The 14,771-nt window shown below is 68.0% G+C and carries 13 protein-coding genes; 6 read left to right on the plus strand and 7 right to left on the minus strand.

Features of this window, described 5'->3' with window-relative positions; genetic code table 11:
- Positions 1-91: 91 nt before the first annotated feature.
- The 3 genes from P5F91_RS23740 to P5F91_RS23750 are packed head-to-tail and all read right to left on the minus strand — an operon-like array spanning position 92 to position 2,622.
- Complete coding sequence (locus P5F91_RS23740; protein WP_277908444.1) at positions 92-715, minus strand: GNAT family N-acetyltransferase; 624 nt, start codon at positions 713-715, stop codon at positions 92-94.
- 8 nt (positions 716-723) lie between these two features.
- Positions 724-1,590 carry a 3-mercaptopyruvate sulfurtransferase gene (sseA, locus tag P5F91_RS23745; protein ID WP_277908445.1) on the minus strand — a complete coding sequence of 289 codons (867 nt, stop codon included), beginning with the start codon at positions 1,588-1,590 and terminating at the stop codon, positions 724-726.
- Positions 1,591-1,623: 33 nt separating this feature from the next.
- On the minus strand, positions 1,624-2,622 hold the full coding sequence (locus P5F91_RS23750; RefSeq protein ID WP_145608223.1) for a cysteine synthase A: 999 nt from the start codon (positions 2,620-2,622) through the stop codon (positions 1,624-1,626).
- A 289-nt stretch (positions 2,623-2,911) separates the two neighbouring features.
- Between P5F91_RS23750 and P5F91_RS23755 the strand changes: the two genes are divergently transcribed.
- Positions 2,912-4,024 carry a glycoside hydrolase family 43 protein gene (locus tag P5F91_RS23755; protein ID WP_145608221.1) on the plus strand — a complete coding sequence of 371 codons (1,113 nt, stop codon included), beginning with the start codon at positions 2,912-2,914 and terminating at the stop codon, positions 4,022-4,024.
- Between the two features lie 43 nt (positions 4,025-4,067).
- Here the strand turns inward: P5F91_RS23755 and P5F91_RS23760 are convergent, their stop codons facing one another.
- Positions 4,068-4,277, minus strand: a complete 210-nt coding sequence (locus P5F91_RS23760) for a toxin-antitoxin system HicB family antitoxin (RefSeq protein ID WP_145608219.1) — start codon at positions 4,275-4,277, stop codon at positions 4,068-4,070.
- Positions 4,278-4,429: 152 nt separating this feature from the next.
- Between P5F91_RS23760 and P5F91_RS23765 the strand changes: the two genes are divergently transcribed.
- Complete coding sequence (locus P5F91_RS23765) at positions 4,430-4,786, plus strand: hypothetical protein (RefSeq protein ID WP_145608217.1); 357 nt, start codon at positions 4,430-4,432, stop codon at positions 4,784-4,786.
- A gap of 4 nt (positions 4,787-4,790) precedes the next feature.
- Here P5F91_RS23765 and P5F91_RS23770 read toward each other — a convergent pair whose 3' ends face one another.
- Genes P5F91_RS23770 through P5F91_RS23780 form a run of 3 tightly spaced genes read right to left on the minus strand, consistent with a single transcriptional unit; the run spans position 4,791 to position 7,415 of the window.
- On the minus strand, positions 4,791-5,819 hold the full coding sequence (locus P5F91_RS23770) for an alpha/beta hydrolase (RefSeq protein ID WP_277908446.1): 1,029 nt from the start codon (positions 5,817-5,819) through the stop codon (positions 4,791-4,793).
- A gap of 20 nt (positions 5,820-5,839) precedes the next feature.
- Positions 5,840-6,634, minus strand: coding sequence for an SDR family NAD(P)-dependent oxidoreductase (locus P5F91_RS23775; RefSeq protein ID WP_145608215.1), 795 nt, complete (start codon positions 6,632-6,634; stop codon positions 5,840-5,842).
- Between the two features lie 55 nt (positions 6,635-6,689).
- Positions 6,690-7,415 (minus strand): SDR family oxidoreductase, encoded by a 726-nt coding sequence (locus P5F91_RS23780; protein ID WP_145608213.1) that lies wholly within the window; start codon positions 7,413-7,415, stop codon positions 6,690-6,692.
- A 230-nt stretch (positions 7,416-7,645) separates the two neighbouring features.
- Between P5F91_RS23780 and P5F91_RS23785 the strand changes: the two genes are divergently transcribed.
- The 4 genes from P5F91_RS23785 to P5F91_RS23800 all read left to right on the plus strand — a co-directional run bounded on the left by P5F91_RS23785 (position 7,646) and on the right by P5F91_RS23800 (position 14,756).
- Complete coding sequence (locus P5F91_RS23785) at positions 7,646-8,824, plus strand: MFS transporter (protein WP_145608211.1); 1,179 nt, start codon at positions 7,646-7,648, stop codon at positions 8,822-8,824.
- A gap of 200 nt (positions 8,825-9,024) precedes the next feature.
- Positions 9,025-10,182: an efflux RND transporter periplasmic adaptor subunit gene (locus P5F91_RS23790; protein ID WP_277908447.1), complete on the plus strand. Its 1,158-nt coding sequence runs from the start codon at positions 9,025-9,027 to the stop codon at positions 10,180-10,182.
- 6 nt (positions 10,183-10,188) lie between these two features.
- Positions 10,189-13,350: an efflux RND transporter permease subunit gene (locus P5F91_RS23795; RefSeq protein WP_277908448.1), complete on the plus strand. Its 3,162-nt coding sequence runs from the start codon at positions 10,189-10,191 to the stop codon at positions 13,348-13,350.
- Positions 13,350-14,756 (plus strand): efflux transporter outer membrane subunit, encoded by a 1,407-nt coding sequence (locus P5F91_RS23800; protein ID WP_145608206.1) that lies wholly within the window; start codon positions 13,350-13,352, stop codon positions 14,754-14,756. Before P5F91_RS23795 ends, P5F91_RS23800 begins: the two co-directional genes overlap by 1 nt.
- The last annotated feature ends 15 nt before the right edge of the window (positions 14,757-14,771 follow it).

Here is a 14,771-nt window from a genome sequence, read left to right on the forward strand (position 1 = left end):
GTTGCGCCCCTTCGGGGATGGCACGTCGGACGATCATGCAACCTTGCGGGTCTTGGGATGCGGCAAATGGCGCAGGCTTGAGGGCGGGGACTTAAGGGCGGCGCGCCAGGGGGATGTGCGGGGCGGCCGACAGGGGCAGCAGGCCGGTCAGGCGCGGATCGTCCACCAGCTTGTCCTCCGTCCGCAGGACCTTGAAGCCCGCGCGCTGGTACAGTCCCAGGGCCGACGGGTGGTCGAAGGTGCAGGTGTTGACGGTCAGCCGCCGCACCGACGGCTTGGTCCAGGCCAGGCGCACGCCCCAGTCCAACAGCCAGGGGCCGATGCCCCGGCCGATGGCCCAGGGCATCAGGCCGAAATAGGCCACGTCCATGGTGGCGTCGCTGGCCAGCTTTTCCGCGTCCAGCTCGATATAGCCGGCGGGTACGCCCTGGACGGAGACGACGTGCACCTCCACCGCCGGGTCGGCCAGGATCTCGGCCAGGCGCTCCGGCGCCATGCGGCGGCGGTATTCCCACAGCCACGGCTCCCCCACCGTGTCGTAGAGGAAGCGGTAATAGGCGGGCGGGCAGTTCCGGGCATGCACCGGGCCGTCCACGTCCTCGGGCCTCGTCCGCGCCGGGCCGGCCGGCGGCTCCGCCATTTCCAGGTAGGTGACGGTGACGGGCAGCTTGCCGGCCGGCAGGTCGGCCGGCAGCGTCCAGGTCTCGGGCTTCATGGACGGCCTCAGGCCGGACCGGTGGCGACGGGCAGGTCCGCCCGGCCGCCCCATTCCGTCCATGACCCGTCATAGATGGCGACCTCAGGCTGGCCGATCTCATAGAGCGCCAGGGCCAGGATGGCGGCGGTCAGCCCGCTGCCGCAGCTGGTGACCAAGGGACGGTTCACGTCCACGCCGGCGTCCTGGAAGCGCGCCGCCAGTTCATCCGGCGGCCGCAGGCGGCCGCCCGCGATCAGGTCGTTGAAGGGCACGTTGCGGCTGCCCGGGATGTGGCCGCCGCGCAAGCCGGCGCGCGGCTCCGGCGCCGTCGCCTCGAACCGGCCTCGCGAGCGGGCGTCCACCACCTGCTCCACCTTGCGGTCCACGTTTTCGCGGATGGCGTCGGCATCGCGCACCAGGGCCGGGTTCAGGCGGGCGGCGATCGGCTCTCCCGCCGGTTTGGGCTGGGCGGGGCCGGCCTCCACCGGCCGGCCCTCCGCCAGCCATTTGGGCAGGCCGCCGTCCAGGACATAGACCTTGTCGTGACCGAACACGCGGAAGGTCCACCACACCCGGGCCGCGCTGAACAGGTCATAGACGTCGTAGACGACGACGGTGCTGTCGCGGCCGATGCCCAGGTCGGCCACGGCCTGGGCGAACACCTCGGCGGTGGGCAGCATGTGGGGCAGGGGGACGGTCTTGTCGGCGATGCCGTCGATGTCGAAGAAGACGGCGCCGGGGATGTGCTGGGCGATGAATTCGGCCTGGGCGTCGCGCGGCACGGCCGGCATGTGATAGCTGGCGTCCACCACCCGGATGTCCGGGTCATTCAGGTGCTGGGCCAGCCAGTCGGTGCTGACGAGGGCGCCCGGGGTCGTGGAACTGGGGGTCATGGGCTTCGCCTCCTTATCACAGAGCCAGCCGGGTCACAGCCAGCCGGGAACGGGCAGGTTCCGTTCCCGCAGGAATTCCGGGTTGAACAGCTTGGACTGGTAGCGGGTGCCGAAGTCGCACAGCACCGTCACCACCGTGTGGCCGGGGCCGAGGTCGCGGGCGACGCGGATGGCGGCAGCGACGTTGATGCCGCTGGATCCGCCCACCACCAGGCCTTGCGTCTTCACCAGGTCGAAGATGATGGGCAGGGCTTCCTCATCGGGGATCTGCACGGCGTCGTCGATGGGGGCGTCCAGCAGGTTGGCGGTGACGCGGCCCTGGCCGATACCCTCGGTGATGGAGGTGCCGGAGGACACCAGTTCCCCCGTCTTCTTCCAGCTGTACAGCACGCTGCCCAGCGGGTCGGCCATCACGATGCGAACGTTGGGGTTGCGATCCTTCAGGGCCAGGGCCACGCCGGCCAGCGTGCCGCCGGTGCCCACGGCGCAGGTGAAAGCATCGACCTTGCCGCCGGTCTGTTCCCAGATTTCCACGCCGGTGGTGGCGCGGTGGCCCTCGCGGTTGGCCAGGTTGTCGAACTGGTTGGCCCAGACGGCGCCGTTGGGCTCCGTCGCCGCCAGTTCCTCCGCGATGCGGCGGCTGACATGGACATAGTTGCCCGGGTCCTTGTAGGGCACGGCCGGCACCAGGCGCAGGTCGGCGCCGATCAGGCGCAGCATGTCCTTCTTTTCCTGGCTCTGCGTCTCGGGCATGACGATGACGGTCTTGAAGCCCCAGGCGTTGCCCACCAGGGCCAGGCCGATGCCGGTGTTGCCGGCGGTGCCTTCGACGATGGTGCCGCCGGGCTTCAGCGTGCCGCGCTTGATGGCATCCTGGATGATGGCCAGGGCCGCGCGGTCCTTGACCGACCCGCCGGGGTTCAGGAACTCGGCCTTGGCCAGGATGTCACAGCCCGTCGCCTTGGAGGCCGCTTCCAGCCGGACCAAGGGGGTATGGCCGATCGTTCCGATGAAACCGTCGCGTATGTCCAAAGCCGTCTTCCGTCATGTCTGGGCCCGGCGCCGCCCAGCGGCGGCCCGGAAGAGATGTGCAGAGACTAGTGAGGCCAAGGGCGCCCTTCAAGCGCGACCCCCGCATATTGGCCCCCGCATATTGCGTTGAGTGGCGGGGAAACCACACAGCCAATGCTGGCAAATCAGGCCCATGGCCCGCAGGTGACGCCCGCGCGGATGCCCTTGTGTTCGGCCAATGGTAGCGGTAACTTTCCGGCCTTGCCGCCCCGCCGCGAGGATAGGGGCCATAAAAATATCGGGAGGACACATGCGTCGCTTGTTCGGTTTCACCCTGCCTGTCGTGGGCGCGCTCATGGCGGCCGGGGTCGCCACAGCCCAGGACAAGCCCCCCGAGGCCGCCGCCCAGTCGACCACCCAGAATCCGGTGGCGCTCAACGGCAAGCATTTCCTGTCGCAGCCGCTGGTGACCGAAATTTACACGGCCGATCCCTCGGCGCATGTGTTCGACGGCAAAATCTACGTCTATCCCAGCCACGACATCGATGCCGGCATCCCCGACGACGACCTGGGCAGCCAGTACGCCATGCGCGACTATCGCGTCCTGTCCATGGACGCGATCGGCGGCAAGGTGACCATCGGCGGCGTGGCGCTGTCGGTGGAGCAGGTCCCCTGGGCCAAGGAATTCATGTGGGCCCCGGATGCCGCGTACAAGAACGGCACCTATTACCTCTATTTCCCCGCCAAGGATAAGAAGGGCGTCTTCCACATCGGCGTCGCCACCGGCACTTCGCCCACCGGCCCCTTCAAGGCGGAGCCCAAGCCAATCCCCGGCAGCTTCTCCATCGACCCCGCCGTGTTCACCGACGCGGACGGCAGCAGCTACATGTATTTCGGCGGCATCTGGGGCGGCCAGCTGCAGAAGTGGGCCAAGGGCCATTACGACGCCGGCATCGGCGACACCGACCTGAAGCAGGACGACAAGCCCGCGCTCAGCGCCAAGATCGCCAAGCTGTCGCCGGACATGAAGACCTTCGCGGAAAAGCCGCGCGACGTCGTCATCCTGGGCCAGGACGGCAAGCCCTTGCTGGGCGGCGACCATGAGCGGCGCTTCTTCGAGGCGTCGTGGATGTACAAGCGCGGCGGCACCTACTACTTCACCTATTCCACCGGCGACACCCACTTCCTGGCCTACGCCACCGGCGACAACCCCTATGGCCCCTTCAAGTACCAGGGCCATTTCCTGCTGCCGGTACAGGGCTGGACCACCCATCACTCCATCGTCGATTGGGGCGGCAAGACCTGGCTGTTCTATGCCGACAACCAGCTGAGCGGCAAAAACCACCTGCGCAACGTCAAGGTGACCGAGCTGCACTTCAACGCCGACGGCTCGATCCAGACCGTCGATCCATTTGTGCCGTGATGGGCGTGGGGAGGGCGGGTTTGTACCTGTCCTCCCCCTCATGTCAGTGCGATGGTTCCGTAGGGCTATCGCCAGCGGCAGGTTTTTCATCCCCAGCGCCATCCAGAAAAGCCAGGAAGGCATCGCGTGAACCGTCGGTAGCTCGGTCGCGGAAAAATGCCTCCGTTTCCAAGGCGGACAGCTTCTTGGTGAGACGGTTCGCAATCAATTTTGGCCAAGATCGGGGCCGCAGGGAATACTTGGTCTTGCCCATGAAGCTCTCCAAAGTTGGCCTTAAACCATATACGCGGATACTGGCGTGACCGCCCGCCGCAAATGGGCATTGGCTTATCCTCATTTGCATCGCCGGCTCGAGGGCATGGTATAAGGGGCGCACACGACATCCGCAGCTGAAAGCCTGGTCCCATGGCCGTCCGCCGTTCCGAGATTTGCTACACCTGCCGCCACTGGCTGGGTGGCGGCGTGCGGGAGCGGGGGCCCAAGGGACAGTGCCGGCGCTATCCGCCGGTGGTGACCGACCGGGCGCCGGGCGGCGTCTTCCCCACCACCCTGTCCACCGACTGGTGCGGGGAATGGCTGCGCAACGCCGGCGTCAAGCCGGAGAGCGACCCCGGCCCGGACACGGATGAGGACGTGATGGTGGATGACCGCCCGCTGGCCGCCGTGCGCGCGGATGCGGCGGCGGCAAGGCAGGCGCCCGCCCGCCCCGGCAAACAGCACGCCCCGCCCCTGGACGAGGGCAACCTCTACGACGACCTCTGAGGTGTTAGCGGTCCAGGAACCCCAGCGCCGTCCTGTTGAAATCTTCCGGCCGTTCCAGGTGGACCAGATGACCCACGCCGTCGAACACCACCACCTGGGCGTTGAGCATGGACGCGGCGATGGCCTTGGCGTTGTCGGCGTTGCGGCCCATGCCGGCCCCCAGATTCTTGGTGGTGTAGGGCTTGCCCGGCGCGTTGTGGTCGGCCGACCCCATGATGAACAGGGTGGGGGTGGCGATCAGCGGGTATTCGTGCACCACCGGCTGGTCGTGGATCATCTGATAGGACTTGATGAAGGACGTCACCCAGCGCGGATACTCGCCGCTGGCCTTCAGCCGCTCGCGCAGGCCGACGAAGGGCTCGATCTCCGCCACCGGCACGGAGAGGGAATAGGTGTTCTTCAGGAAGTCGCGGTAGGCGTCCGCCGTCAGGGCGTATTCACGGTCGTAGAGGAAGGCGTCGCTGACTGGCGGCACGGTCAGGCGGTAATCCTCCAGACCCACCGGCGCCTCCAGCACCAGGCGGCGCACCCGCTCCGGATAGGTGCGGGTGAAGCGGGCGGCCAGCATGCCACCCATGGAATGGCCCACCAGATCCACCTGCTTGATGCCCAGACTGTCCAGCAGGGCGGCGCTGTTGGCGGCGAAGAAATCGAAGCTGTAGGGCAGGTCGGGCTTGGACGATTTGCCGAAGCCGATCTGGTCGGTGGCGATGACGCGGTAGCCGTCAGCGGTGAAGGCGCGGATGACCTTGTCCCAATAGCTGGCGGGGAAGTTGCGGCCGTGGAACAGCAGGGCCACGCGGCCATTCGGTTTGCCGGCGGGCGCCACGTCCATATAGGCCTGGCGCAGCGTCTGCCCCTTCACCTGGAACTCGAAATAACTGACGGGGAAGGGATAGGGCCATCCCTCCAGCGCGATGCCGATGGGCTCCGCCGCCGCCGGGGCGACGGTGGAGGAGGCCCCCGCCGTGGTGGAGACAGCGGGGCTGGCGGCCAGGGCGGCCGCCAGGATCAGGGGAATCAAGCGCCGCATGAGGGATGGACCTTCCGGTATCAGGCGATGAAGTCGACCACGCCGCCGTCCACGCGCAGGGCGGCCCCATTGGTGGCCGACGCCTGGGGGGAGCAGGCGTAGACCACCATGTTCGCCACCTCTTCCACCGTCGCCGTGCGCTGGATCAGCGAGGTCGGGCGGAAGGCGCGGACGAAATCGGCGCCGACCTCCTCGATGGGCTTGCCGGTCTTGGCCACCTGGTCCTTCAGCATGGCTTCTACGCCTTCCGACAGGGTGGGGCCGGGCAGGACGGCGTTGACGGTGACCTTGCTGCCCCGCGTCAGCTTGGCCAGGCCGCGCGACACCGCCAGCTGGGCCGTCTTGCTGAAGCCGTAGTGGATCATCTCCACCGGGATGTTCAGCCCGGATTCCGACGAGATGAAGATGACGCGACCCTGGTTGCGCTCCAGCATGCCCTTGAGGTAGCTGCGCGACAGGCGCACGCCCGACAGGACGTTGACGTCGAACATGCGGGTCCAGTCCTCGTCCGGCGTCTCGAAGAAGTCCTTGGGCTCGAAGATGCCGGCGTTGTTCACCAGGATGTCGGCCTGGGGCACGGCCTCCACCAGGGCGGCGGCACCCTCCGCCGTGCTGACGTCGGCGGCTACACCGCGCGCGTCGGCGCCGGGTACCAGTTCGTTCAGCTTGGCCACGGCGGCGGTGACGGTGGCCTGGCTGCGGCCGTTCAGGATGACGGATGCGCCGGCCTGGGCCAAGCCCAGCGCGATGGCGAAGCCGATGCCGGCGGTGGAACCGGTGACGATGGCCGTCTGGCCCTTCAGGTCGATCTGCATGGTTCTGCTCTCTTTGTCGGGGAAAGGGGCTGTCAGGGGAAAAGGGGGCGTTGGGTCAGACCAGGGCGCCGCCGCCGTCCACATAGGTAACGCTGCCGGTCAGGTAGGGATTGACCATTCCTGAGATAATTTGAACGGCGAGGTGTTCGCCTTGGCCGGCGACGCCGGCGGGCAGTCCTTTGGCGATGCCGGCCAGGCGGGCGGCCTTTTCCGCCGCCGGGGCGTGACCCCACAGCGGGGTATCGACGAAGCCGGGGGAGACGGCGTTGACCCGCACCGGCGCCAGTTCCAGGGCCAAGCCCTTGGCCAGCGCCTCCAGCCCCGCATTGATCGCGGCCTGCAGGGCGGCACCTTTCTTGGGGCGTATGGCGAGGTAGCCGGTGACGAAGGTCAGCGAACCGCCGGGGTTGATGGCGTCGGCCACCGTGGCGGCGCGCGCCACGCGGTACGCGCCCCAGAACTTGGAATTCAGCGAGGCGTAGGCGTCGGCCAGCGGCATCTCCGCCACCGTGCCCCGGCTGGTGCTGGAGGCGGTGATGACGACATGGTCGTAAGTCTTGCCCCTCTGGAAGAAGCCGGCGACGGCGGCGTCATCCAGCGTGTCCAGCGCGCGGCCCTGGGCCTGATGGCCGATGATCTCCACCGCCGCCGCCACCCTTTCGGCATTGCGGGAGGCGATGGTGACCCGGGCGCCCAGCTTGGCGGCGGCGACCGCCGTGGCCAGGCCTATGCCCGAGGAACCGCCAATGACCAGCACATCCTTATTCGTCAGGTCGAACATTTGTAGGCGTCCTTTTGCCAATGTTTGCATGGCCTTTGATGTAGCACCGGCCCGGGGTGGCAAGAATGGGCGCCGTTGCCAAATCACTCTTTCCAAAACGTGAAGAGTGCTTCCGCGACTGTCCCGTTTTTCGCAGGCGCGAGAAAGGCGAGGGTGGGTACGACACGAAACAGATAGGCCGCCGACGGGATTTTTCCCCTGCGGCCTTTCATAAGGCCGGAGTGTTTTCCATGCCGCTTCCCCTCTTTGCCCTGGCCGCCGCGGCCTTCGCCATCGGCACCACGGAATTCGTCATCATGGGTTTGCTGCCCGATGTGGCGGTGGACCTGGGCGTCTCCATCCCCATGGCGGGCCTGCTCATCTCCGGCTACGCCCTGGGCGTGGTGGTGGGCGCCCCCATCCTGACCCTGACCACCGGCCGGCTGCCGCGAAAGACGCTGCTGATCGGCCTCATGGTCCTGTTCATCGCGGGCAACGCGATGGCGGCGGTGTCCGCCAACTACACCATGCTGATGGTGGCCCGCATCGTCGCCAGCTTCACCCACGGGTCCTTCTTCGGCATCGGCTCCGTCGTCGCGGCCAGCCTGGTGCCGGCGGACCGGCGGGCCAGCGCGATCGCCCTGATGTTCACGGGCCTGACCCTGGCCAACATCCTGGGCGTGCCCCTGGGCACCCTGATCGGCCAGCATTTCGGCTGGCGTGCTACCTTCTGGGCCGTGGCCGGGCTGGGCCTGGCGGCGGCGTTGGCGGTGGCGGCGCTGGTGCCGCCGGTTGCCGCCTCGGAACAGGGCAGCCTGGGGCGGGAGGTCGCGGTGCTGAAGCGGCCGGCCGTGCTGGTGGCCCTGGCCACCACGGTGCTGGGCTTCGGCGGCGTGTTCGTCGTCTTCACCTACATCACCCCCATCCTGAAACACGCGGCGGGCCTGTCGCCCACCGGCGTCACCAGCGCCCTGCTGGTCTTCGGCCTGGGCCTGACCCTGGGCAACGTGCTGGGCGGCAAGTTGGCGGACCGGGCGCTGATGCCCGCCCTGGTGGGGGTGCTGGCCCTGCTGGGCCTGGTCCTGGCCGGTTTCTCCCTCACCATGCACAACTCCATCGCCGCCATCGCCACCCTGTTCGTCTGGGGCATGGCCGCCTTCGCCACGGTGCCGCCCCTGCAGATGCGGGTGCTGGAAAAGGCCAGCGACGCGCCCAACCTGGCGGCCTCCCTCAACATCGGCGCCTTCAACCTGGGCAACGCCGGCGGCGCCTTCCTGGGTGGCCTGGTGATCGACGGCGGCCTGGGCTATGAGGCGGTGGCCTATGCCGGGGCCGCCGTGGCGGCCGGCGGCCTGCTGCTGGCCCTGCTGGGCTGGGTGCAGGACCGGCGGGCGGCGACCAGCCTGAAGGTGGCAGAGGTATCTTGCTGACGTGTCGCTGATCCCCTGACCTGAAGAGGGCTGGTCCAACGCGGCCTGGATCACCCGTCCACGCATTCTCCACAAAACTCGGATAATCCATCCCGGAATTATCGGCCACTTTGCTATCTTGCTTCTGCCTCTAGGGGTCGTGTAGCAACCGCGGGTAGTGAGCTGCAGTGGCCGCCGTAACCGTCAGGATGACGCCCGAGATGTTGAAGCGATTGAGTTTTCCGGCCCTCGTGGGCGCCGCCCTGCTGGCCTTGACGGCTTGCGAGAAGAAGCAGGAGCAGGCGGCCCCGCCGCCGCAACAGGTCGGCTTCGTCGTCCTGCACACCCAGGCGGTGCCGCTGCGCGCGGAGCTGGCCGGCCGCACCAGTGCCTATCGCATCTCCGACGTGAGGCCGCAGGTGGCCGGCATCATCCAGAAGCGCCTGTTCGAGGAAGGTGCCATGGTCCAGGCGGGCCAGCTGCTGTACCAGATCGACCCGGCGCCCTATGAGGCCGCATACGAGCAGGCCCAGGGCACCCTGGCCAACGCCGAGGCCAACCTGATCAGCCTGAAATCCAAGGCCGAGCGCTATGGCGAGCTGGTGAAGGTCGAGGGTGTCAGCAAGCAGGATTACGACGACGCCCGCGCCGCCTACCAGCAGGGCCAGGCCACCATCATCGCCGACAAGGCGGCGGTGAAGGCCGCCAAGGTCAACCTGGACTACACCCGCATCACCGCCCCCATCAGCGGGCGCATCGGCCGGTCCAGCATCACCGAGGGGGCCTTGGTGACGGCCGACCAGACGACGGCGTTGGCCACCATCACCCAGCTGGACCCCATCTACGTCGACATCACCCAGTCCAGCACGGAGATGACGTCGCTGAAGCGGCGCCTGGTCTCCGGCGGGCTGGGCAAGGCCGACGCGCAGGTGACCCTGAAGCTGGAGGACGGCACCGCCTACGCCACCCCCGGCACACTGAAGTTCGCCGAGGTGTCGGTGGACCAGGAATCCGGTGCCGTGACCCTGCGCGCCATGTTCCCCAACCCGCAGGAAATGCTGCTGCCCGGCATGTATGTCCGCACGATGGTGGAACAGGGCGTGATGCCCGACGCCATCCTGGCGCCGCAGCAGGGCGTATCGCGCAACCCCAAGAGCGAGCCCATCGCCCTGGTGGTGACGGCCGACAACAAGGTGGAGCAGCGGCCGCTGACCGTGGACCGCACGGTGGGCGACAAGTGGCTGGTGACCAGCGGCCTGAAGGACGGCGACCGGTTGATCGTCGAGGGCTCGCTGAAGGTCAAGGCCGGCCAGACGGTGACGCCGGTGGAGGTCGACCTGTCGGCCAAGCCCGCGCCGACTCCTGCCGGCGGGAAGTAAGCCGCCATGTTCGCACGCTACTTCATCGACCGGCCCATCTTCGCCTGGGTCATCGCCATCGTCATCATGCTGTTCGGCGTGCTGGCCATCTTCACCCTGCCGATCTCGCAATATCCCGACATCGCGCCGCCGTCGGTCTCCATCAGCGCCTCCTACCCCGGCGCATCGGCCGAGGCGGTGGAGAGCAGCGTGGTGCAGGTGCTGGAACAGCAGCTGACCGGCATCGACCACCTGCTGTACTTCAGCTCCAGCAGCAGCTCCAACGGCAGCGCCAGCATCAGCGTCACGTTCGAGCAGGGCACCAACCCCGACGTGGCCCAGGTGCAGGTGCAGAACAAGGTGTCCCAGGCCACCAGCCGCCTGCCGACCCAGGTGCAGCAGCAGGGCATCACCGTCGCCAAGGCGCAGACCGACTTCCTGATGGTGGTCTCCGTCTATGACGAGACGGACAAGGCGACCAGCGCCGACGTGGCCGACTTCCTGGTCAGCAACCTGCAGGACCCGCTGAGCCGCGTGAACGGCGTGGGCACCACCCGTGTCTTCGGGTCGCAGTACGCCATGCGCATCTGGCTGGACCCGCACAAGCTGCACAGCTACGGCCTGATGCCGTCGGACATCGAAAGCGCCATCCAGGCGCAGAACACCCAGGTGACGGCGGGTGAGATCGGTGCCCGCCCTTCCGCCGACACCCAGCAGCTGAACGCCACCGTCACCGCCATGTCGCGGCTGCAGACGCCGGACCAGTTCCGCAAGATCATCGTCAAGACGCTGACCAACGGCGCCACCGTGCACCTCAGCGACGTGGCGCGGGTGGAACTGGGCAACGAGGATTACAGCGTCAGCACCCGGCTGAACGGCCACCCGGCCTCGGGCATGGCGCTGCAGCTGGCCTCCGGCGCCAACGCCATGAAGACCGCCGCCGCCGTGAAGGCCAAGGTGGAGGCCATGGCCCACAACTTCCCCGCCGGCTACAAGATCGCCTATCCCCGCGACAGCACCGCCTTCGTGAAGCTGTCCATCCATGAGGTGATCAAGACCCTGATCGAGGCCATCATCCTGGTGGTCATCGTGATGTTCGTCTTCCTGCAGAGCTGGCGCGCCGTGCTGGTCCCGGCCATCGCCGTGCCCGTGGTGCTGCTGGGTACCTTCGGCGTGCTGTCGGCGGCGGGCTATTCCATCAATACCCTGACCCTGTTCGCCATGGTGCTGGCCATCGGCCTGCTGGTGGACGACGCCATCGTCGTGGTGGAGAACGTCGAGCGCATCATGCGCGAGGACAAGCTGTCCGCCTACGAGGCCACGGCGAAATCCATGACCGAGATCACCGGCGCCCTGGTGGGCATCGCCATGGTGCTGTCGGCCGTGTTCCTGCCCATGGCCTTCTTCGGCGGGTCCGTCGGCGTGATCTACCGCCAGTTCTCCATCACCATCGTGTCGGCCATGGCCCTGTCGGTGGTGGTGGCCCTGGTGCTGTCGCCGGCCCTCTGCGCCACGCTGCTGAAGGCCAACGGCCATGCCCATACCAAGGGCCTGGCCGGCTGGTTCAACCGCAATTTCGACCGGGGGCAGGAAGGCTACGCCCGCCGCCTGGGCGGCATCGTCGGCCGGCCCGTTCTGTTCATGCTGACCTATGGCGTCATCGTCGGCGCCATGGCCCTGCTGTTCGTGCGCCTGCCCACCAGTTTCCTGCCCGATGAGGACCAGGGCAGCGTCATGGTACAGTACACCCTGCCGGTGGGGGCGACATACGCCCGCACCGACCAGGTGTCCCGCGCCATCGAGAAGTACTTCCTGGAGAATGAGAGCGGCACGGTGCGCGCCCTGTTCACCGTGGCGGGCTTCAGCTTCGCGGGTTCCGGCCAGAACGCCGGCATGGCCTTCCTGGCGCTGAAGGACTGGAGCGACCGGCCGGGGGCGGAACACCGGGCCCAGGCCATCGCCGCCCGCGCCACGAAAAGCCTGTCCAGCATCCGTGACGCCCAGATCTTCTCCCTCATCCCGCCGTCCATCCAGGGCCTGGGCCAGTCCAACGGCTTCGACATGTGGCTGCAGGACAACGGCACCCTGGGCCATGCCGGCCTGATGGGCGCCCGCAACCAGCTGCTGGGCCTGGCGGCGCAGGAAAAGACCCTGCAGGCCGTCCGCCCCAACGGCCTGGACGACACGCCGCAGCTGAAGATCGACATCGACCACGCCAAGGCGACCGCGTTGGGCCTGTCCATCGGCGACATCACCAGCACGCTCAGCGGTGCCTGGGGGGCGAACTACGTCAACGACTTCATCGACCGTGGCCGTGTGAAGCGCGTCTATGTCCAGGGTGATGCGCCCTACCGCTCGGCGCCCGAGGATCTGGGGGCCTGGTACGTCACGGGATCCAACGGCACCATGGCGCCCTTCACCGCCTTCGCCCAGGCGCGCTGGGAAATGGGCCCGCCGCAGCTGCAGCGATTCAACGGCTTGGCCGCCCTGGAAATCCAGGGAGCAGCCGCCGGTGAGACCAGCTCCGGCGATGCCATGAACACCATGGAAAAGCTGGCGGCCCAGCTGCCGCCTGGCACCAGCCTGTCGTGGACCGGCCTGTCCTACCAGGAACGGCTGTCCAGCGGCCAGGCGCCCATGCTGTACGCCCTGTCCATCCTGGTGGTCTTCCTCTGCCTGGCCGCCCTGTATGAAAGCTGGTCCATCCCGGTGTCGGTGCTGCTGGTCATCCCGCTGGGCGTCCTGGGCGCCGTCACGGCGGCCACGCTGCGCGGCCTCAGCAACGACATCTATTTCCAAGTGGGCCTGCTGACCACCATCGGCCTGTCCGCCAAGAACGCCATCCTGATCGTTGAGTTCGCGGAGGCGGCGGAGAAGCGCGGCGTACCCACGGTGCAGGCCGCCATCGAGGGCGCGCGCCTGCGCCTGCGTCCCATCCTGATGACCTCCCTGGCCTTCGTGGCCGGTGTGCTGCCGCTGGCCCTGGCCACGGGGGCGGGGGCGGGCAGCCAGAACGACATCGGCACCGGCGTGGTCGGCGGCGTCATTTCGGCGACCGTCCTGGCCATCTTCTTCGTGCCCCTGTTCTACGTGCTGGTGCGCAAGCTGTTCGGCGGCGACCTGGCCGAAAAGCACGGCGCCGCTCCCAGGAAAGACCAGACCGATGACCTGCATTCGGAGGGTGTGTGATGACGCGGCCGTTCTTGCGCACCACCACCTCCCTTCTGGCGCTTAGCCTGCTGGCCGGCTGCATCTCGCTGGATCCGGACTACCAGCGTCCCGCGGCGCCGGTGCCGACCGCCTGGCCGCAGGGGGCCGCCTATGCCCCACCGGCCTCTGCCGCCACGCCGGTGGCGGAGACGGGCTGGCAGGACTTCTTCGTCGACGCCGACCTGCGCGCCGTCGTCGGCCAGGCGCTGGACAACAACCGCGACCTGCGGGTGGCGGTGCAGAACGTGCTGGCCGCCCGGGCCAAGTACCGGGTGCAGGAGGCGGCGCAGCTGCCGACGGTGAACGCCTCGGCCAGCGGCAGCTACAGCCGCACCGGGGCCGGGTCCAACCGGCAGGAGACCAAGTCCCTGTCCGCCGCCGTCGGTGTCAGCGCCTTCGAGGCCGACCTGTTCGGCCGCGTCGCCAGCCTGACGCGGGCGGACCTTGAGACCTATCTGGCGGAGGAGGAGACGGCGCGGGCCACCCGCATCAGCCTGATTTCCGAGGTGGCCAGCGCCTACATCACCTACGCCGCCGACAAGAGCCTGCTGCGCATTGCGCAAGCGACCATGGAAAGCGCCCAGCATTCCGCCGACGTGACGCGCAAGCGCCTCAGCAACGGCGTCGCCACCCGGCTGGACGCGGCGGAGGCCGACACCGTCTATCAGACGGCGCGGGCGGACGTCGCCAATTACACCACCCTGGTGGCGCAGGACCTGAACGCGCTGGAGACGCTGACGGGCGGGCCGGTGGACCCCGCCCATCTGCCGGATGGCATCGAGGGCCGCACCTTCACCCTGGCGGCCCTGCCGGCGGGGATCAGCACCGACGTGCTGCTGAACCGGCCGGACGTGCTGTCGGCGGAGCATAGCCTGAAGTCGGCCAACGCCAACATCGGCGCCGCCCGCGCCGCCTTCTTCCCCACCGTCAGCCTGACGACGGCGGCGGGCTTCGCCAGTTCGGCCTTCGGCAACCTGTTCCAGGCCCAGTCGCAATCGCTGAGCTTCACGCCCTCGGTCTCGGTGCCCATCTTCGACAATGGCGCCAACCAGGCCAACCTGGACTATGCCAAGGCCACGCAGCAGGCGGCGGTGGCGACCTATGAGAAGACCATCCAGACCGCGTTCAAGGAGGTGGCGAACGCCCTGGCCCGCCGTGGGACCATCGCCGAGCAGCTGGACGCCCAGCAGGCCACGGTGCGCAGCGCCCAGACCAGCTACGACTTGTCGCAGGCCCGTTACAAGCAGGGGGCGGACAGCTATCTGAACGCCCTGGACGCCCAGCGCACCCTCTATTCCGCGCAGCAGACCCTGGTGTCGGTGCAACTGACCGACGCCGGCAACCTGGTCACGCTGTACCAGGTGCTGGGCGGCGGGGTGAAATAGGAAGGGACCGGGATC

The sequence above is a fragment of the Nitrospirillum amazonense genome (assembly GCF_029594735.1).
In the GTDB taxonomy this organism is placed as follows: Bacteria; Pseudomonadota; Alphaproteobacteria; order Azospirillales; family Azospirillaceae; genus Nitrospirillum; species Nitrospirillum amazonense.